Raw genomic sequence first — 18293 nt, forward strand, 5'->3', positions numbered from 1 at the left:
CTATATTATCATGCTGCCATAGACAGGGGACATTATTATCTGCAAATGATAGACTTGCAGACAACGGAGGAGGGATGAGTGCGAGCTGATGTCTGGTGAGCTGTGACAAGCCTTCCTATCGCTCCCGGCATTGTTCAGCGAAGGGGAAAATGCGCTCAGATGTTGCAGTTTGTGCAACAAATTCCAGGCTGTTAGAAAGGATCCCCCGAATTGTTGTACGAATTGCAACAATCTGCTTCTCCAGAGGGCCTAAAGGCGATGAATGTTGCAGAATGCACAACATTTTCGACTAATACGGCAAGATTCCGATGCAAATGTTGCATTTTGTACATAATTGTGCCATGCACAAGCGCTTCCTGCTGAATGATTGACTCAAGCAGATTTCTATATAAACGACAGTCACTTCAAGTACCTGTATTCCTCCCTGCTTGGGAGCGACTGTTTCTTTTCTCATCTGTAGCTAAACCATTCAGTACTCCTGCGTATAGCGGCGGAGCATTGAACTCAATTTTTAATAAAAGGAGAGTCGTCATATGAAAGTGGTTCCAGAACTGTTTTATGATGGTGGCGAGATTGATGTGCTATGGGATAATCATGATCAAGCGATTAACTGGTATTTGACTTATATGAACTGGGAAGTGAAGCGAAAGGAATCATGGTGGCCGGATCAACGGGTACAGAGCGGAAAAATGACTCATCTGGGGTACGGAACTTGGCTCAACTCCGTATTGACATTGCAAAAGCTTCCATTTCACTATGCTGAAAGGGGAAGCGTTGATCCTCATATTCGTTGGTGCTGGAGAGCAAAAAATATACAACAAGTACATAACCATTTTGGTGAAAACGGGATTCGGGTCACGGACATTTACTTTGGCCCCGATGGCCAACAATACTTTGATTTTTGGGCGACCGTCGAGGGGACGCGGCTTACGGCAGAAGGGGACGACACTATTAAGAGCAACGGTTTCAAGCCTTCTTGTACGCGGATCGGGGTTCGCGATTTGCGGGTGTCTAGTAAATGGTATCAAGAATTTGTCGGAATGAGCGTTTTGGAGGATCACACCGAAGAAGGCTATCTTGTATTGGCTTTGAAAGTGAACCATTCCAGTGACGGGAAATCGATTTGGATACTTGAACAGCTTCCGAGTGATGCGTACATAGGAAAAATTGACGGTCCTATTCGTCCTTTAACTCTGGTCAAAGATCGTATGGATTTCTTTGCCTACCATCAATTTTTGCGGGACAGTGGCGTTGAATGCGGAGAAGTCGGGGGATTTTTGGAAAGAGGCAGAGTTTTGTTTCATTTCTATGATCCCGATGGTAACCGCTTTAACGTATCTCATTGTTAACACACCCCGATGAAGCTAAAAAATATGGCGAGTTGAAAATAGAGCTTTCAAGAACGTTTCCAGACGACATTCATCAATATCAGGAAGGCAAGCAACCGTTTATTCATGCTTTGATGGAACGAGCATTGGTGTGGGCTGAGGCTGACAGGAGGAGAACCCTGTGACAGAGAGAAGCAAATATGTACGGTGGGCAAATGTGAATGATGCAGCGCATCTTGTTGCATTAAATACAGCATTCAATGGAGCGGGAGTTACGGCAGAGGATGTGGCAAAAAGCCTTGAAAACACTTCTGGATTAGTGGCAGTAGCCATTTTGGATGAGGTGCCGGTAGGATTCGCATGTGCGCAGTATTTCAAGTCGTTCTGCTATCATGAAGCACAAGGTGAAATAACAGAGATGTATATTGAGGAGTCAGCGCGCAGGAAAGGGTTAGCGGCGATGCTGATTTCCTTCCTGGAGGAGCGATTGCGGGAGAAGGGCGTCAGAAGTATCAAGATTCTCACTGGCCAGCATAATCTGATCGCCCAGAAATCATATGAGCGCTCCAAATATATATTGGAAGATGAGGTAGTATTTCAGAAAGATCTGTTTTGAGAAAGCGTGTTTTAGCCGCTGTATTCATAAAAGTTTAAACGAAAGACAGGAGAGGTCCGAAAACCCTCTCCTGTCTTTGCTTTAAAAACACGAAAATGATTCAATGCTCTGCAGATCAAAACCGGAAAAAATCCAGGCGAAACCATTCCAGCGGAACCCTGAGATCGATGTCCTGCCGACGAATACGGGATAAAACCAGAAGCCTGGTCCGCGGCGCGGCCAAATATACGTAAAGCGGAACAGGCAGCGGGAAATTGCCCCCGGGTCGATCGCAAATGGTGAAATGGCAGGCTGTGGCGGAATCATTTGCGGCGGAGGCCCGGCTGGAGGCTGGGGCGGCCCGCCGGGAACTCCGCCAGGTACTCCGAGTGCGCCAGGACCACTTGGCGGGAGGCCCGGCGGTCCTCCTGGCGGTCCGAAGGGAGGGAAAAAGGACAATGTAATCACTCCTTGAACAATCAGTTTTAAAACAGCAGCGAGATGGTAAGCAGGTTGAACAGAACTAGCGGAAGAATGGTGCTGCTATAAGGGTTCGCATAACCAGGAAAGAAGCCGCGGGTATGGCCGTCATTCGCCAGCTGCAGGAACAGAACTCCTCTTTCACAGTGGACAATATGTCCTTCGAATACATCACCATCCATCGTTTCGACCATTACTCGCTGATTGACATGGTGGGCGCACAATTGGTGAAGCTGCTCCCGGTACGATTTCAGCGTGTGATGAAGATGGTCGTCGCATTGGTAAATGGGCTTGCTTTGAGGCTGTGCCGTCGGTTGAAAGTTCATACTATAACCTCCGTATTGTTGAGCATGCAATAGTCTATGCAGAGGCCCAGCCTGGTGTTACGAATCAAATCCATTGACAGCAAGAGCAGAGATCATTCTGTTGGAGGCCAATGAGACACTTGTGAAATCAAGCTGCATCCTTTAAAATTAGTATTGTATAACCTCGCGATATGGGACGAGGGTCTCTACCAGGAACCGTAAAATCCTGATTACAAGGAAGTGCTCGTATGCATTTTTTTGTAATCGGGATTTTTTGCATTTATGACGAGAAAAGGATGTGTTTGCTATGCAAGCGATGAATGCTGCGTCACTGTCCAAGCGCGTTCAAGTAGCGGCTAAGCAGGTAATTGCGGATGTCGTACTTAAAGGCGGGACGATTGTTAATGTGTTTACAGGAGAGCCGATGCAAGGCGATATCGCCATTGTTGACGGAATAATTGCTGGAATTGGCTCCTACGAAGGCAAAGAGACCGTTGATGTCAGCGGCAAATGGATCGTGCCGGGTTTGATCGATGGGCATGTGCATATTGAAAGTACGATGCTGACTCCGCGCGAATTTGCCAAGGTGTCGCTGCAGCATGGCGTGACGTCGGTCATAACAGATCCGCATGAGATTGCCAACGTAGCAGGTACGAAGGGGATTCAGTATATGCTGGAGCAATCGGAGGAGCTCCCGTTTGATATTTTTACGATGCTGCCCTCCTGCGTGCCGGTAACGCCTTATGAAAGCAACGGAGCTAATGTGGGCGCTGAAGATTTAGCCCCTTTCTATAACCATCCGAAAGTAATTGGATTGGCCGAAATGATGGATTTTGCTGCGCTTTCGAATCAGGAGCGGGGCATGCTGGACAAAATTACCAGTGCACACAACAATGGAAAACGTATAGATGGGCATGCGGCTGGAATTGCGCGAGAGGATCTGAATCTCTATATGTCGGCAGGCATCCGGACAGATCACGAATGTGTCAATGTAGCAGAAGCAAAGGATCGTCTCAATTTGGGCATGTATTTGATGATTAGAGAGGGAACGGTCGCCAAGGATTTGCGAGCACTTGTCCCTGTTGTTACGGCGCAAAATGCCAGACGATGCCTATTTGTAACGGATGATAAGTTAATTGACGATCTGGTGGATGAAGGAAGTATTGATCATAATGTACGTCTGGCGATACAAGAGGGCATTAGCCCTTGCACGGCTGTACAGATGGCCACGCTGAATACAGCGGAATGCTTTGGGCTTGCCGACCGGGGAGCGATTGCTCCGGGCTATCAAGCAGATTTGGTCGTTCTGGATGATCTTGATACCTTCTCGATTCATCAAGTGTTTAAGCGGGGCAAATGTGTAGTCGACCAAGGCGAGCTCATAAAGGAGGCTTTTGCGGCAGCGCCAGCGGCCGCGGAGGATAAGGGGCTGACCGCCTTTCACACTGCAGAGTTGAGTGAGCAACAGCTTGCAATCCCGCTTTCCTCTGACCTCTGCAATGTGATCGAGATCATTCCGAACTCCTTGGTTACCATTCACCGCCAAGAAATTGTAGATCGAGTTGATGGCTGCTTTGTCCCCTCTGTAACTAAGGATCAGCTAAAGCTTGCTGTGATCGAAAGGCACAAAGCTACCGGAAACATCGGGCTGGGCATTGTCAAGGGGTTTCAATTCACTCATGGCGCGATCGCTTCCAGCGTTGCCCATGATTCGCATAACCTGATCGTTGCAGGGGCATCCGATGCAGAAATGTTGACGGCAGCCCGTCATGTTATTCAAATGAAAGGCGGGCTGGCCGTCGTATCTGGCTCCGAGGTGCTGGCATCCTTGCCGCTGCCTGTAGCGGGTTTGCTGTCTGAATGGCGCTACGAGGAGGTTTATGCGTGCATGAAGCAGCTTAATGAAGCGCTGCGTGCAATTGGCACTCCAGCGACGTTCAATCCATTTCTGACCTTATCGTTTTTGGCATTGCCTGTCATCCCGCATTTGAAGTTAACAGATAAAGGCCTATTTGAATTTGCTTCGCATGCACATATTGGCATTCAGGCTAGTTCACTTCAATAATGAGCTGTTCAAGGTCGTACATTAAATCGGGAATCCAGGCATCCGATCCGGGAATGATTTGAGTCCCACCATATAAAAGCCATCGCAGCGTTTTGATCAGCCAGCATATGCCGCCAATATTCACTTGCCAATTCAGTTGTTCTAATGTCAGTCCGGCATGGTGCTCATAATGAAAAGCATGCAAAATATCGTCCTTAGGTACACCGCTCCATGTATGTGCCTCAGCAATTAAACAATATAAGTCGCCAAGGTGGGGGCTCAAATAGGCGTTCGACCAGTCAATGGGCAATATACGCTGCCCCTGAACCAGCAGATTTTTAGCGTGATAATCATGGTGAACAAGAGTAAGAGGAGTTGTCAAATAGAGCTCGTTTACAGCATCCGGAAATGTATGCCGGAGCGTTGCGAGCGCACGATTCCCGGATAGACGCTGCACGCGGAGCAAATCATCCAATAAAGCAATAAACTCTGCGGCGGAAACGGTGTAAGCAAGCGTGACTTCATGCGGCAGACCCTTTTCCAGATTAGCTGCTGCAGCCTTTCGTAGCCGGGCCAACTCCCGTGCCGATTCAAGAAACGCCGCGGCAGAGGGAAGCTGTTCCAAATTATGTTCTCCGGCGTCCTCCATAATGATCACCGCGCTAGTATCCATGTTAAAATCGCTGTAAATGTACGGGGCGCTGATCTTAAGCGGATGAATCAGCTGCCGGTAAATAGCGGCTTCGCCAGCCATCTCGGCGTTACCCCACTTAATAATGCGGGTTTCACCTGATGGCAAGGTTGCTCTATACACCTCGGAAAGCGACCAGCTCCTTAGTAGTGTCCAATCAGTGACTTGGCGGAATAGAGGGGCAACGGAACAGAATGCAGATAGTCGGGTTGGAATCATAGATATCCTCCTACTAGTTATTTATAGACGTAGGAAGATTTTTGCATAATTTTCAGGAAAAATATAGACTGATAATAATCGGTCTGTTATGATGTTGAATAGAGTCTATGAAAATTTTGAAACTCTTTTTTTTGTATAAAACATGCATATAATAACTAGTTGACAGGCTGCAAACAATTCGTGTTTGTGGCCTGTTTTTCACTTTTGCAGTTGGAGGGGAAGAATGAATTCATCCAATAGAAGACAGGCGCTAAACACTGTCCAAACTGTGTTGGCGGCTAATCTTGCCTGCAATGAAGCTGATCTCACAGGCGATAAGGTGACTGTTCACCGCGCTGAAATAAGAGGAGGGAGATTTCGTTTTCCGGTGCGTGAGCAGTCGCTGCATATTGCAACGATGGGAAGAGGTGCGCGCTTGGGTTAGGCTACTGGCCGGCTTGGGTTGAAATATATGCACGTTAACATGGCGGCTGGCGATGAGCGCGGCGGTTGCTGGAAGAACTTTATACAGGAAAGCCGAATATAGTGTGGAGCTTGGGGAAGAGGGGGGCGACGCAGCCCCATAACTGGAAATTATTCCGAAGAAATTTTGGGCTGGAAGTGCATTGATTGGATATTGAATCCACAAAATGAAGCGATCGCAGACAACATCCAAAGCTTCCACCTGCAATGATAAATGGATAAATCTTGAATCATAGGCACTAATTTAATAGTCAAGAAGAACTGATTAATTGTCATAAACCGCCAATAACGAGTTTTTGAAGAGAAAAGACACATTTTCCGCCGCTTTGTACTAATTTCATATTTTCTGGGCTTTACAATTTCCAGGAATGGTCTTAGGATAGAGGTTAATGAAAATTTTAACATTCGGAGGTTGATGTAGTTGTCAATGAAGGAAGAATTGAAAGGGAAAAATATTATTATTCCCGAAAACCCGGTTTCGAACTTCCTGTTCAATAACACGCGATCGGGTCTGATTTGGCTGGTAATTCGGCTGTATCTGGGTTATGCCTGGCTGACAGCAGGCTGGGGCAAAGTTACGAGTGAGAAGTGGGTCGGCAGTGAAGCTGGCGCAGGTCTGACCGGATTTATAAAAGGAGCGCTCGGCAAGGCGGAAAACGGCGGAGACGTTTCGGGCTGGTATGCATCATTCTTGGAAAATATGGTGCTGCCGAATGCAAAGCTGTTCTCTTATTGCGTAGCTTTCGGTGAGGTACTCGTTGGCCTTGGGCTTATTTTAGGCTTGCTGACGGGGGTCGCCGCTTTCTTTGGTGCCTTTATGAACGCCAGCTTCCTGTTCGCAGGAACGCTGAGCACGAATCCGCTATTATTCATTCTGGCTACATGGCTCGTATTGGCCTGGAAGGTAGCCGGCTGGTATGGCCTTGATAGATGGGCATTGCCATTCCTCGGAACGCCATGGAACATGCGCAAGCGCAGCAAGAAAGATCAGACGATTTCGTCGTAATTTTAATAGATTAAGCGAGAGAAGCCCCGGCAGGAAGTTGCTGGAGCTTCTCTTTTTTACCCCATGCCACCGTGCATGGTGATGGTGCCTTATCTGCTTCTCTGTTATAGTAGACTAGACACATCATAGTACAGCATAGTTGCCTATGCATGGGCAATTGAACAGAGAGAGGTATTTGGAATGTCCGGTAAGAAGCAGCTCTATCTTTTCTTGCTTGCTGCCGCCATCGGCGCTATTGTTTACACGGTTTATATTAACTTTTTTCATGACCCGCAAGCTGCTGAATTTCTGAGTCACAAAAGCGGATCGAAACGTCCAATCAACACTTCAATATGGCTAGACGTCATGAAAGTGCATATCATATTTGCTTGTGCGGCCGCCATAGCTGGAGCATTCAATTTTTCCAGGAAAATTTCCAGGGATCATCATCGCAAGCTTCATCGAATAATGGGCTATCTATATGTAGGTGCTGTTATCGGGACAGATCTTACATCCGGCTATATGGCGCCTTATTCCACTGGAGGAAAACCTGTTAGCATAGCTTTTAATATGCTCAATATATGGTGGATGGTTACGACGGTTGTGGCCATTATTAAAATAAGAAAAAAGCAAACCGTCCGACATCGGCAATGGATGGTTCGCAGCTATGCTTTTTGTTTTACCAATCTGTTCATTCATCTGATTGCAGCACTTTTTCATAATGGATTCGGCTTCGCCTACACGGTTAGCTATATGATCAGTGTATATGGCTCGATTGTAATACTCATTGTTTTGGCGGAGATCGTCAACAGGACGATTTTTCGGAAAAATGCTATCTAAGACTGGCATGATCGCTTAATATAGAAGTAGAGTAGCCCCTAAGGAGTACTCAATCGAAGGAGGAAGCGATCGATGACGAAGAAGGCTTTGCTCAAGCGAATAGAATGTGCTTATCTTCCAGTAACAAACGTTGCTGCATCCGCAGCTTGGTATGAACAGGTGCTGGGTTTGACCTTGCGTTCACCGATTAAGCCGGGAAAGGGAGCCATTATGATTATGGGCAGCGGTCAATGGCTGTTTCTCCTTCCGAGTCCCGAAGGGCATCCGCTGCATTTCACGACGACCGGTTGGACGGAGGATGGTTCACAATTCGAGATGTTTCCCATCTGTTTCGAGACGGACGATATCCGGACATTGGAGTTGTCACTGCGCGAGTCGGGCGTGTGGATGGAGCAAGAGGTGCGTGATGAAGGCGGCTGCGGACTGCAGTTGAATTTCAAGGATCCGGACGGCAACAAGTTTCAAGTCTGGCAGCAGCCGGTTGGTTGAGAAGTGTAATAGCTGATCCAAATATAGTGGAATCAAAGCTGTAGTTCCTGGTCGTTTACCGGGGCTGCAGCTTTTTATGTTAGCATCAAGCACTTTATCTTGACAAAATAAATTAACTCATGTTAATTTATTTATCGAAGTAAGCTAATTTAAGGGTGGGCAGTATGCATAACGATATTTCATTAAGAGAATTGAAAAAAGCAAGAACAAAGGTGGCTTTCTATGAAGCTACTTTATCATTGATAGGAGATGGCATGTTTAGGGATGTGATGCTCGACGACATTTGCCGGAAAGCGGAGGTGTCCCGTGTTACCTTCTTTAAATTTTTTCAGAGGAAGGAAGACCTGCTCGTCTATTTTATGCGCGTATGGTTGACCGAACGAATCATTGAGATTAAGGCAGAGTGTAAGCGGGGATTTACGGCCGTCAGACATATCCTGCATAACGTAGCTGAACAATCTAAGGAAAGCCCAGGGTTAATTCCAAGCTTGATATCCTTTTTGGTTGAGAAGCATATGCATCCTTGCATGCCGGAGCTGAGCGAAGCCGAGGTTCGATTACTGTTTCCCGGTCATGAGGAACTTGGAGCCGAGTCGCCCAATATGTTCGCTTTGTTTCAACAGTTTATGATGGAGGCAAAGGGGGACGGAAAGCTAAGAAATGATGTGACGGTGGAAAAGGCAGTCAAAGTGTTGTTTACGATATTTTACGGTGCATTCCTAACTGCCCAAATGTACGCCTCATCGGATATTGCAGGTTTTTATGAAACGCATCTTTCATTGCTGGAAAAAGACGAGGAGTGATGTGATCATGAGTAAGGTTAAACCTGGCCGCTATACCGCACAAATGGAAGACTCTTTTGTTGTGTTTATTATAGGAATGAGGGTGAATAAGCTATGGGCTGTACACAAGTGGCTGCCGACATTTATGGCCATGAGTCCAATGATTCAGGAATTGTACCGTAATAAAGAGTTGGGTTTCCTGGACTCCAGCTATCACCTATCTTGGCGCGGTGTGACGCTCATTCAATATTGGAACTCGTTTGAGCAATTAGAGAATTATGCGAGAAATGGCGCGGTCCATTTGCAGGCTTGGCGCAATTTCAATCAAAAGGTTGGCACAAGCGGCGTTGTTGGTATTTACCATGAGACGTATCTTGTTGAAAAAGAGCAGTACGAATGTTTATATAACAACATGCCTGTTTTCGGCCTGGCCAAGGCGGGAGCTCATGTTCCTGCTACGGGCAAACGTGAAACCGCAAGCAGAAGGCTGGGACGGAAGGGGGATCCCGCAGTTCCGACGCCGCCTAACCCGATGTAGGAGTGACAGCAAGGTTCTTGCATAACCTCCTTGATTAGCAGATACATGGTGGTAAAAATATGCAAGACTAACCCGGTGTCTCTGATGACAGCGGGGTTCTTTAATAGCTGCGCGGTATAATTTAAGCTGGCACGAGGGAGTGATCGAATAATGTGGCCATCAATTAGAGAGTTTCTGCGGATTCCTGAGGAACTCACTGGAAAAAATGTTGGTATCGCTGTGGTGGATGGAAGATTTCCGAACCATCCGGACATTGCTGCGAATGCATGTCGAAACACTTATATCGTAAAAACATCCGAAAGTAATCCACATCCAATGATAATGGAGATGGATAATATGCCTTGGAACGGAGGAGTGCACGGGTTATGGACAGCAGCTGCGGCTGCTGGCTCTGGCCAGCTATCACAAGGACATTATGCTGGAGCTGCTCCTGACGCTAATCTCTTTTTGCTCGAGACAGGGTCTTTTATCACTGTTGAAGAAATTGAATCAAAATTTGTTGCTGCTCTAAAGTGGCTTAGAAAATCTTGGCGTCGGTATAATATCCGCGGAGTTGTATTAACAGTTGCATCAACTAGGGATACGGGTCTATTACCTTGGCAGGCAGATCCGATTCGGATACTATGCGAGCAGCTTGTCCACGATGGTTTGCTCGTGGTCGTAGCGTCAGGTAACACGATAGATTTAACATGCAGTGGGCCAGCATCCTCACCGTCTGTATTATCTGTCGGCGGTGTGATTATGCCGAAGCACTTAGATATTTATGATGCCAAGCCCTATCACGGTTGCAGGGGCAAGACGTTTGAAGGCAAAAATATCCCTGAAATCCTCGCTCCTGCTGAAAATGTGGTGCTGCCGATGACGTTTCAGTCACAAGAAGAGAGACAAAATCACGCTACTGCAGCGTACGATCATTTGCCTGAAGGCTATGCCAGAACAGAAGGAACTTCATTTGCTGCCCCCATTATATTGGGATGCGCGGCATGCGTTTGGGAAGCGCATCCTGATTGGACGGCAAGCCAGATAAAATCTGCAATATTAGACAGCTCGATCAAGAGTGATGCTTGGAAAGAATTGAATGCCGGATTGATTGATGTTGCATCTGCTATGAATAGTACTCCATCAAGAGATAACTCCGACTTGCCGTACGCCACATGGAATGGCTGGAAAAGCAAGAAGGAGACAGTGCGATTGAAGGCATTACAGGAACGGGACGAGGAACTTGTTACTTCTGTGTTATTGTCCTTTTGTGATGATGTACGATCCAGTGAAATTGAAGAGCACGTACGAGTGCTTTTAGATCACCAGTCCGATAAGATCCGTACAGCTGTGATAACGACACTGGCTTTCAACCCAGATACAATTACTAGCGATGACTTGCGTCATTTACTCCGCGCTAATAGCAGCTATTTGCGAATGGGGGCATTATTTGCCTTAAGGCGTTGCCCCAGCTTATGGGATGAGTTCACTGATGAAGTTAGCAGGTTATTTACCGATCCCGATTTGAACCTCCGGTATTGTGCAATAGAACTTGCAGCGGTAATAAACAAGCAATGTTTTATTGAGCCGCTTATTTCAGGACTATATGAAGATGCCCAATTCCAACGGGTATCGATATTTGGAACGAGGTGCAATGCACTTGAGATATTAACTGGTATTGCTTTTGATCCGGTACCTGAATGGCTTGAAGGACAATGCTGGTACTCGGATCGGAGCACACAAGCCAGGCTCCATATCGCCCAAAAGTGGGGGCAATGGAGGGGCTACTAGAGTAATAATGGTAGACATGCTATAATCAGCTATGGACTAGAATTGTGGTGGATGATTTCGACCATGGCGCAGCTTCCCGAAAGGGGGTGAGGCCAATGGTCGCACTTGTGGCGTTTTACGATGCTCTACGTTGGATTGTGACAATACTAAGCCTTGTGTTTGGTGTTCGTAAGCTCTATCGTTGGGTGCGTCGTAAATTTAAGCGTAACAAGCGAAAATCCACCGCATCTTAGGTTGGGACGCCTAGACGGTGGATTTCGCTGAACCAAGATTTTGTTTTAGCGCGCCGTGGTAATCCACAGCCTTTCATGTCCTGAAAGAGTCCTTGTCGCTACCAACGGCAAGGGCTCTTTTCAGTATACGGTTCGATGCACGATCCATATACCTGTAATAAATGAAGGCTTGTTGCCCGTCAAACTGAATACAAAAGTGAATAGTAAACTGAATACTTGAATTATACCACACAGTCCTTATTTCAAGCAATGACAGCCCCTTGCGGGGATGGTTAACACATTAACACTCAAATTAATGATCTCGCCCCGTCGATATAGATTTCAGTGCCAGAGATGTAGCTTGCTTGCTCTGAAGCAAGAAACGCCACCAGATCAGCGATTTGATCGGCTTTGCCGACGCCAAACGGATATTTGCCTTCGGGATATTCCACCGGAATGATCACTTCGGAGAGCGCGTCAGAGCGTACGAGGCAATCATTGATTGTGGTGTCGATTGCTCCGGGACAAATAACGTTGACACGGATTTTGTAGCGTGCCAGCTCCAGGGCGGCGGCTTTGGCGAAAGCGGTCAGGCCGGCCTTGGAAGTGGAGTAGACAGTCATCCCATAGCTGTTGAAAATGCGATTTCCGTGTATCGAGCTTGTTAGAATGACATTGCCGCCCTTCTTCTTCATGAGCGGAATCGCATGTTTAACGGTCAGAAAAGCGCCTTTCAGGTTTACCGCCATAATCCGGTCCCATTCTTCTTCAGGCATATCTTCAATTGTAGTAAGCAATCCTGCGACACCGGCGTTTGAAAACAAGATGTCGAGTGATTTGCCCCAAGCCGCAAACTGTGCGAATGCATCCATGACCGCATTGCTGTCCGTTACATCCGCCGTGACGGTCATCACCTCACCCTGTAAAGATTCAATCTCCTCTTTTAAGGAAAGCAGACGGTCTGCTTGATTATCAACTAAACATAGCGCGGCCCCTTGGCGAGCCAATCGAATGGCCGAGGCACGGCCAATGCCTAAGGCAGCGCCAGTAATGAAAGCTGTTTTGCCCAGCAGTGTAGTCATGGTTCGGAATCTCCCATCTCATCGCTTAGTTTTACTAGTATGCCTCTTTCTTTTATATTTTATCAGAGTTGCCGGGCTATTGTTTGCAGAGAAGTGGTACAATACTTCAGATAGCGGAATAGAACGCCGATTGTGGACATCTGTACGCGCGGGTGAAGCGGGTATGAGCGGACCGTAGATCCGTTATCTGTGAACAAATGTGCCCAAACGACTGGTTCGCGGACCGTGGTTCCGTTATTTGCCTCAAATTGCCCCAATAACCCGCCAAAAATCCACGAATAACGGATCGTGTGTCCGCGGGAGCTCCGAATGGGCTCGTTTTCGGCAAAATAACGGATCGTCTGTCCGGTGACTCAAAATTGGCCGCTCCCGCGGCAAAAAATCGTTGTTGTTGCGGTGGCGAACCGCCTATTTTAAAGCGGTTCGCTCCCTGGTTTACCAGTGAGCCGGACGATCGAGCCGGGGCGGCAGCTTGGTGGCGGCATCGCCATGTGCGGCATTGATCTGGAATTGCGTAAGGAAAAGGCTGGTGCTGAGATCTGCGCCGCTAATATTCGCATCGCGCAGGTCGGCACCAATGAGATCGGCATATCGCAAATCCGCCCCCCTAAGATCGGCGGCTATCATATTGGCGCCTCTTAAGTTGGCGCCTACAAGATTGGCACCGCGAAGCTTAGCGCCGATCAGATCAGCCCCGCGCCCAAGCTTGGCAAACCGGCGTGAACCTGCTGCAGTTGAGGCTTGTATATTACGGAGCTTCGCACGCACCAATTCACTCGTTTGCAGCAATAAGCTGTTAACACTCGCTCGATAAGCGGGAAGATCTAGTGCCAGCAGCGATTCAGGGTCAAGCCGGGTGAGGCGCATCGTCTCTTCGATTGCTTCGCGTAATGCGACCGTAATTGACGAGGTGTCGCGCAGCTCAAGTGCTTCACACAAATAGAACAGCAGCTCATGCAATTGCTGCATCCTCGGAAAGACGTCAAACATCTGCTGTGTCGTCCCAGGAGCTTGCCGCCAGTCTTGACCGCCATAAGTAAACTGGGACACCTGCTGACCTGCGCCAAAGCAGTCATAGACGGTGCAGCCGCGCATGCCCTGCTGCCGTAAACGGCTGTGAATGGTGCAGCGAAAGCTCGATGATTGCAGGTTATGACACGGCGTGCCAGCAGCTTTGTCAAAAGCGAAGTCGGAGGAAGCGGCAAAAGGAAGCGCGGCACAGCATAAGCCGAAGCATTGCTCACAGTCAGCTTTTAACTGCTGCGGTGCAGGTATATTTGAATGGTCAGACATAGGTCGTGTTCCTTCCGTAGGTGCGTTTTTTTCAGAAATATTTTAATCGTGTTTCCATAGAGCGTACAGATAATTTTCGCTTATACTTATTTTCTGCTAATAATATTATAGTGAAATCAAGATAAAAAGTGGAGGTTTATGATACAGCTTCGAGCAAGAAAGTGTTTCTAAGTATTACTTAATATTACTGTCCAAAAAGGGGAGACCAAGATTGAAAATAGGTGCAATAAACCACTTTCTGTTTTCAGTATCTGATTTGGAAAGATCTATTATATTTTACGAGCAGGTATTTGGAGCCAAGCTGCTAGTAAAAGGTAGAAGCTTGGCTTATTTCGATTTGAATGGTATATGGCTGGCGCTCAATGAGGAAAAAGATATACCGCGCAATGAGATTCAACATTCGTATACACATATTGCTTTTACAGTAGAAGAAGCAGATTTCGATTCATGGATTGCCCGGTTGAAACAGCTGCAGGTCAATATATTGCCGGGCAGAAGCAGAGATGAGCGTGACAGACGCTCTGTATACTTCACTGATCCAGATGGCCATAAATTCGAGCTGCATACTGGATCGCTGCAGGACAGACTTTCATATTACAAGGAAGAGAAAGGGCATATGGCGTTTTATGACTAATTCGCATTATTTCATGCCGCCGCGGCTGCTCCATTCAGCTTAACTTCAATTCCCGTATTATTTCATGTCCTGTTCGCATAACCTCATCAAAGCCTAAAGAAGCATACAGCGCGGCTGCTCTCATATTGTTTGGCCGATGGCCTAATACAATTTTGGGACAATGATGCCGCTCATGCATGTAATGAATCAATCTCTGCATGGCCGCGCGGCCAAATCCCTGACCCTGGAATTGTTTATCGATCAAAAAAGCCATAATCCAGTAGCTCCCGTCTTCCGGGTCGACGGCATATATGGCAAGCCCCACAAGCTGGTCCCCGGCATAGATCGCAAGTGGCGTAAATCCGCAGTAGGCTGATTCAGCCAGCCAGTATACGGAGGATACCGGGAACCAAGCTGTTTGTTCAGCAGTCACCTCTAATTGTGTACATTCATACCAGTTTTCAGCGGTTACGGGCTGCAACACAATCTTCTTGTGATAGCGTGCCATTATTTGATCGCATACGCCCAGGAGCTTCGCGCGCAGTTGGTCTGCCCATTCCGGTGCAGATGCGGGCAATGCCTCCATTCCTGCAACACTGCGGAGCAGCCGGGCAAGTGTATAAAGCTCGGAGAACGATTGGAATAAAGGCAGCAGGCTGGCATACTGTTCATCCAGTTCTTTTACTGACCGGTAGCCGTTCAAGAAAAGCTGAAGCTTATATTCTGCGGACTCGTCGCTTACTTCAAGGAGGCCGCGGATCGCTGACGTAATGTCCATCATAAACCAGTGAAGCATCCCGTCATTAAAATCGATCACACAATACTTGGTCTCATCAGCCATATAAAAGAGATTATCGGGTTCAAAGTCGTAGTGGACGATGCCTACATCCGCTGTACCTGCCGGAAGCTGCATAAATTGTCTGTGGAGTCGGTTGACTGCATGCTGCAACTGCGGCAGCAATTCCGAATCTATTCGTGCCGCGCTGCTTTGCAGAGTGGCAGAGATGAAGGCAAGCGCATCATTCCAGCTTTGGTGAGGGACGTTTTGACGGGGATAAGCGGCAGATAGATGGTGGAGAGTGGCGAGTGACTGTCCCCACTGATAAAGCTGCTGCTCCGACATCTGTTCTATCGCCAATGAAACGCCCGCAGCTTGGGCGAATACAACGCCATAATAGGTACCGTGATCTGTCTCGGCTGTTTCTATCCATTCACCGCTTAAAGAGCGGACGGGCGGCGCGGCGGCATATCCTTGCTTCAGCAAATAATGGATGAAGTTTAGTTCAGCTTCAAGCTGCACACGCGATTGATCCTCCTCATGGATAAAACGCAAATAATACGGCTTTCCGTGAAGTTCGAATACGTATACAAAGTTGCTGCTAGCCCGCCAAAATCGCAAAGATTCCGCATCATGCTCCCATAAAGCAAGCAGTGCTCTGGCGGGAAGATCGTCTTTCAGCCCGCGCAGCATATTTGTTAAAGACATCATTGGTGTTCTTGCCTCCTTGCTGGCTATATCATGATAGCCTACTCCATATTGTTGAGAAAATAGATAAGAGGATCAAGATACAGCATGGTTATAATTGTTTTCTACCGCTGGAGTTGAACATAACAGGTCTTATATGAGCGTGCTTGTCATACTAATTTTATGAGGGGAAGGGCGCTGGGAGGACGGTTGACTGATATAAAACGGTTTGATACGCTGGAAAAAGCCGGGCAAACAAGAAGACTTCCAGGAGGTAACGAATGAGGATAGCAATATCGATTGTGCTTGCAATAGTTATAGCTGTGGGGGCGTACTATACGGGTACAACTATTAAAAAGAATGATATGGAAAAAGAAGAGATACGTAATTTGCTCATGTCGCAAAACCAAAGCTTGACAAAAATAAGCGACAGCATTGAGCACAAGTTTCCGCAGGAATATATAAAAGGCCTAGTGGAAACCTTTCATTATAACGGGCTTCATTTTTCCTACTTCTCCAATGCTAACGGCTTCATCCAGTATTGTTTGCAGGAACTGGAGAAGAAAGAATGGACAGATCTGCTTGCCAAAATTAAAGAAGGACTGGCGATAACGGAAAAGATAAAATTCAATACTGGAGCTAAGGAGACAGAGGCCGGCTTACAGGACTGGAACGCCTTTTTGGATCAATTCCCGTCTCCGGCTGCAAAATAAGAACAATAAAGGGTTGTGCTCAGTTAGTGGGCGCAGCCCTTATTGCTGTTCATTTGCAGATTTTTGAAGGACTTTGCCGGCATATAGCGAAGTAGAGTGGAGTCTAAGGATGAAAATTTGGGAGGAGCGGGAAATCATGATGAATCTTGGAATACTTGCACATACATTCGGAAAAATGAAAAGCCGTGATTTGGCGAAGCTGGTTCATGAGCATGGCTTTAATTTTGTACAATTGGCTCTGGCTAAGGCGCTTACCGATTTTGATTATCGGTATGGCATGCTGAGCCCGGGGCTGGCCAATCATATAGCGGAGCAGTTTCAGTCGCAAGGCGTAAGAATAGGCGTGCTGGGCTGTTATATCGATCCGATCCATCCGGACCCGGAAATTAGGCGGGATGGCATTAATCGGTTTAAGGAGCATTTGAAGTATGCGCGTGCCTTTGGGACGCATATTGTTGCGACTGAAACCGGCGATCTGCGCACCTACGAGCAGCTCTACCCGGAGAAGTATATTGAGAAGGGGTGGAATACACTGCGGGAGACGGTCGAGGAGCTGGCAGAGGAAGCGGAGAAATGGGGCGTGCTTATTGGTATCGAGCCGGTAGCTTCGAATACAGTAGCATCAACTGCCCTTATGAAACGTCTTATTGAGGAAGTAGCGTCCCCGGCCGTTCACGTCGTACTAGACCCTGTCAATTTGCTGGACCGGCATAATGTGGAACGGCAGGACGAGGTGCTGCGCGATGCTTTTACCCAGCTGTCTGACCGGATCGCGCTTATTCACGTCAAAGATTTCAAGATGAATGAACAGGGTGAAAAGGCGTACGCTATGGTTGGAAAAGGCGAGCTGAATTATCCGCTGCTTTTCGAGCTGCTGCAGCAGCATAAGCCGCTAATCGATATTTCTCTGGAAGAAGGCGTTGTCCCGACATTAGGGGAATCAAGTGGATTTTTGCGCGGATTATGGGAGCAGGTCCAGCGAAATAATAGCTGATTATTTTTGCCAATAGCGTGTCTATGGAGGTCGAATAATCATGTATAATCGAGTCCCTTTCAGTACGCCATAACTTGGAAAGGTTCGCGGTACAATTGTTGTAGAAAATACAACATTAGAACCCGCATTCTGTTGTTTTAGACGGAATTGTTGTACGTTCTGCAACAATCATCGCTCATTAACCCCCCTGGTGGAGCAGATTGTTGCATTTCATACAACAATTGGGATCATAGTTACTTCCGGCCATCGATTTGTTGCAGAAACTGCAACATTTGAGCGTCTTTTTCACCCATCCAAGTCTCGTCTTCACATGTTAGGATATCTCTTCTTGGACTTGTTGGCCAGCGACAGCCTCCCGTGTTACGTTAGCCCCCGCTCGTCACTCCCCTTCTG

The 18293-nt window shown here is 47.4% G+C and carries 19 protein-coding genes and 1 riboswitch; of the genes, 14 read left to right on the plus strand and 5 right to left on the minus strand.

Annotated features, from left to right (window positions below; genetic code table 11):
• Window positions 1-533: 533 nt before the first annotated feature.
• Genes ACFQ0N_RS14350 through ACFQ0N_RS14360 form a run of 3 tightly spaced genes read left to right on the plus strand, consistent with a single transcriptional unit; the run spans window position 534 to window position 1944 of the window.
• Entirely contained in the window at window positions 534-1349 is an 816-nt protein-coding gene (locus ACFQ0N_RS14350) for a VOC family protein (protein ID WP_379327160.1), read from the plus strand.
• Window positions 1350-1381: 32 nt separating this feature from the next.
• Window positions 1382-1513, plus strand: a complete 132-nt coding sequence (locus ACFQ0N_RS14355; RefSeq protein WP_379327162.1) for a GrpB family protein — start codon at window positions 1382-1384, stop codon at window positions 1511-1513.
• Window positions 1510-1944, plus strand: coding sequence for a GNAT family N-acetyltransferase (locus ACFQ0N_RS14360; protein WP_379327164.1), 435 nt, complete (start codon window positions 1510-1512; stop codon window positions 1942-1944). Before ACFQ0N_RS14355 ends, ACFQ0N_RS14360 begins: the two co-directional genes overlap by 4 nt.
• A gap of 464 nt (window positions 1945-2408) precedes the next feature.
• Here the strand turns inward: ACFQ0N_RS14360 and ACFQ0N_RS14365 are convergent, their stop codons facing one another.
• The gene (locus ACFQ0N_RS14365; protein WP_379327166.1) at window positions 2409-2729 is read right to left on the minus strand and encodes a hypothetical protein; all 321 of its coding nucleotides are present in this window, start codon (window positions 2727-2729) and stop codon (window positions 2409-2411) included.
• A gap of 133 nt (window positions 2730-2862) precedes the next feature.
• A riboswitch (purine riboswitch) is annotated at window positions 2863-2961 on the plus strand.
• A gap of 63 nt (window positions 2962-3024) precedes the next feature.
• Here ACFQ0N_RS14365 and ade point away from each other — a divergent pair.
• On the plus strand, window positions 3025-4773 hold the full coding sequence (ade, locus tag ACFQ0N_RS14370; RefSeq protein ID WP_379327317.1) for an adenine deaminase: 1749 nt from the start codon (window positions 3025-3027) through the stop codon (window positions 4771-4773).
• Here the strand turns inward: ade and ACFQ0N_RS14375 are convergent.
• Window positions 4757-5662 (minus strand): phosphotransferase, encoded by a 906-nt coding sequence (locus ACFQ0N_RS14375; protein WP_379327168.1) that lies wholly within the window; start codon window positions 5660-5662, stop codon window positions 4757-4759. The two genes, ade and ACFQ0N_RS14375, sit on opposite strands and share 17 nt — an antisense overlap.
• A 223-nt stretch (window positions 5663-5885) precedes the next feature.
• Between ACFQ0N_RS14375 and ACFQ0N_RS14380 the strand changes: the two genes are divergently transcribed.
• From ACFQ0N_RS14380 to ACFQ0N_RS14410, 7 genes are all read left to right on the plus strand, one after another.
• Window positions 5886-6086 carry a hypothetical protein gene (locus ACFQ0N_RS14380; protein ID WP_379327170.1) on the plus strand — a complete coding sequence of 67 codons (201 nt, stop codon included), beginning with the start codon at window positions 5886-5888 and terminating at the stop codon, window positions 6084-6086.
• A 465-nt stretch (window positions 6087-6551) separates the two neighbouring features.
• A complete protein-coding gene (locus ACFQ0N_RS14385; protein ID WP_379327319.1) occupies window positions 6552-7130 on the plus strand; it encodes a DoxX family membrane protein in 579 nt (192 codons plus the stop codon).
• A 180-nt stretch (window positions 7131-7310) separates the two neighbouring features.
• Window positions 7311-7949: a DUF2306 domain-containing protein gene (locus ACFQ0N_RS14390; protein ID WP_379327171.1), complete on the plus strand. Its 639-nt coding sequence runs from the start codon at window positions 7311-7313 to the stop codon at window positions 7947-7949.
• A 72-nt stretch (window positions 7950-8021) separates the two neighbouring features.
• Entirely contained in the window at window positions 8022-8438 is a 417-nt protein-coding gene (locus ACFQ0N_RS14395; RefSeq protein WP_379327173.1) for a VOC family protein, read from the plus strand.
• 164 nt (window positions 8439-8602) lie between these two features.
• Complete coding sequence (locus tag ACFQ0N_RS14400; protein ID WP_379327175.1) at window positions 8603-9241, plus strand: TetR/AcrR family transcriptional regulator; 639 nt, start codon at window positions 8603-8605, stop codon at window positions 9239-9241.
• A gap of 7 nt (window positions 9242-9248) precedes the next feature.
• Window positions 9249-9758: a DUF4188 domain-containing protein gene (locus ACFQ0N_RS14405; protein WP_379327177.1), complete on the plus strand. Its 510-nt coding sequence runs from the start codon at window positions 9249-9251 to the stop codon at window positions 9756-9758.
• Between the two features lie 150 nt (window positions 9759-9908).
• Entirely contained in the window at window positions 9909-11528 is a 1620-nt protein-coding gene (locus ACFQ0N_RS14410) for a S8 family serine peptidase (protein ID WP_379327179.1), read from the plus strand.
• 520 nt (window positions 11529-12048) lie between these two features.
• Here ACFQ0N_RS14410 and ACFQ0N_RS14415 read toward each other — a convergent pair.
• Together ACFQ0N_RS14415 and ACFQ0N_RS14420 are read right to left on the minus strand one after the other, a co-directional pair.
• Window positions 12049-12822, minus strand: coding sequence for an SDR family NAD(P)-dependent oxidoreductase (locus ACFQ0N_RS14415; RefSeq protein ID WP_379327181.1), 774 nt, complete (start codon window positions 12820-12822; stop codon window positions 12049-12051).
• 435 nt (window positions 12823-13257) lie between these two features.
• Window positions 13258-14115: a pentapeptide repeat-containing protein gene (locus ACFQ0N_RS14420; RefSeq protein ID WP_379327183.1), complete on the minus strand. Its 858-nt coding sequence runs from the start codon at window positions 14113-14115 to the stop codon at window positions 13258-13260.
• A gap of 211 nt (window positions 14116-14326) precedes the next feature.
• On the opposite strand from ACFQ0N_RS14420, the gene fosB reads away from it, so the two are divergent.
• Window positions 14327-14749 (plus strand): metallothiol transferase FosB, encoded by a 423-nt coding sequence (gene fosB, locus ACFQ0N_RS14425; RefSeq protein ID WP_379327185.1) that lies wholly within the window; start codon window positions 14327-14329, stop codon window positions 14747-14749.
• Between the two features lie 34 nt (window positions 14750-14783).
• On the opposite strand, the gene ACFQ0N_RS14430 is transcribed toward fosB, so the two are convergent.
• The gene (locus ACFQ0N_RS14430) at window positions 14784-16217 is read right to left on the minus strand and encodes a GNAT family N-acetyltransferase (RefSeq protein ID WP_379327187.1); all 1434 of its coding nucleotides are present in this window, start codon (window positions 16215-16217) and stop codon (window positions 14784-14786) included.
• A 257-nt stretch (window positions 16218-16474) separates the two neighbouring features.
• Here ACFQ0N_RS14430 and ACFQ0N_RS14435 point away from each other — a divergent pair, with 257 nt between their 5' ends.
• A complete protein-coding gene (locus ACFQ0N_RS14435) occupies window positions 16475-16906 on the plus strand; it encodes a hypothetical protein (RefSeq protein ID WP_379327189.1) in 432 nt (143 codons plus the stop codon).
• 109 nt (window positions 16907-17015) lie between these two features.
• On the plus strand, window positions 17016-17900 hold the full coding sequence (locus ACFQ0N_RS14440; RefSeq protein WP_379327191.1) for a sugar phosphate isomerase/epimerase family protein: 885 nt from the start codon (window positions 17016-17018) through the stop codon (window positions 17898-17900).
• Window positions 17901-18293: the final 393 nt, after the last annotated feature.

This window comes from Paenibacillus sp. GCM10027626, assembly GCF_042676285.1.
In the GTDB taxonomy this organism is placed as follows: Bacteria; Bacillota; Bacilli; order Paenibacillales; family Paenibacillaceae; genus Paenibacillus_Z.

Excerpts from the sequence above, each read along its gene's own strand:
- ACFQ0N_RS14350 (WP_379327160.1), top strand. The coding sequence starts at position 534 with ATGAAAGTGGTTCCAGAACTGTTTTATGATGGTGGCGAGATTGATGTG.
- ACFQ0N_RS14365 (WP_379327166.1), bottom strand. The coding sequence starts at position 2,729 with ATGAACTTTCAACCGACGGCACAGCCTCAAAGCAAGCCCATTTACCAA.
- ade (WP_379327317.1), top strand. The coding sequence starts at position 3,025 with ATGAATGCTGCGTCACTGTCCAAGCGCGTTCAAGTAGCGGCTAAGCAG.
- ACFQ0N_RS14375 (WP_379327168.1), bottom strand. The coding sequence starts at position 5,662 with ATGATTCCAACCCGACTATCTGCATTCTGTTCCGTTGCCCCTCTATTC.
- ACFQ0N_RS14380 (WP_379327170.1), top strand. The coding sequence starts at position 5,886 with ATGAATTCATCCAATAGAAGACAGGCGCTAAACACTGTCCAAACTGTG.
- ACFQ0N_RS14385 (WP_379327319.1), top strand. The coding sequence starts at position 6,552 with ATGAAGGAAGAATTGAAAGGGAAAAATATTATTATTCCCGAAAACCCG.
- ACFQ0N_RS14390 (WP_379327171.1), top strand. The coding sequence starts at position 7,311 with ATGTCCGGTAAGAAGCAGCTCTATCTTTTCTTGCTTGCTGCCGCCATC.
- ACFQ0N_RS14395 (WP_379327173.1), top strand. The coding sequence starts at position 8,022 with ATGACGAAGAAGGCTTTGCTCAAGCGAATAGAATGTGCTTATCTTCCA.
- ACFQ0N_RS14400 (WP_379327175.1), top strand. The coding sequence starts at position 8,603 with ATGCATAACGATATTTCATTAAGAGAATTGAAAAAAGCAAGAACAAAG.
- ACFQ0N_RS14405 (WP_379327177.1), top strand. The coding sequence starts at position 9,249 with ATGAGTAAGGTTAAACCTGGCCGCTATACCGCACAAATGGAAGACTCT.
- ACFQ0N_RS14410 (WP_379327179.1), top strand. The coding sequence starts at position 9,909 with ATGTGGCCATCAATTAGAGAGTTTCTGCGGATTCCTGAGGAACTCACT.
- ACFQ0N_RS14415 (WP_379327181.1), bottom strand. The coding sequence starts at position 12,822 with ATGACTACACTGCTGGGCAAAACAGCTTTCATTACTGGCGCTGCCTTA.
- ACFQ0N_RS14420 (WP_379327183.1), bottom strand. The coding sequence starts at position 14,115 with ATGTCTGACCATTCAAATATACCTGCACCGCAGCAGTTAAAAGCTGAC.
- ACFQ0N_RS14430 (WP_379327187.1), bottom strand. The coding sequence starts at position 16,217 with ATGATGTCTTTAACAAATATGCTGCGCGGGCTGAAAGACGATCTTCCC.
- ACFQ0N_RS14435 (WP_379327189.1), top strand. The coding sequence starts at position 16,475 with ATGAGGATAGCAATATCGATTGTGCTTGCAATAGTTATAGCTGTGGGG.
- ACFQ0N_RS14440 (WP_379327191.1), top strand. The coding sequence starts at position 17,016 with ATGAAAATTTGGGAGGAGCGGGAAATCATGATGAATCTTGGAATACTT.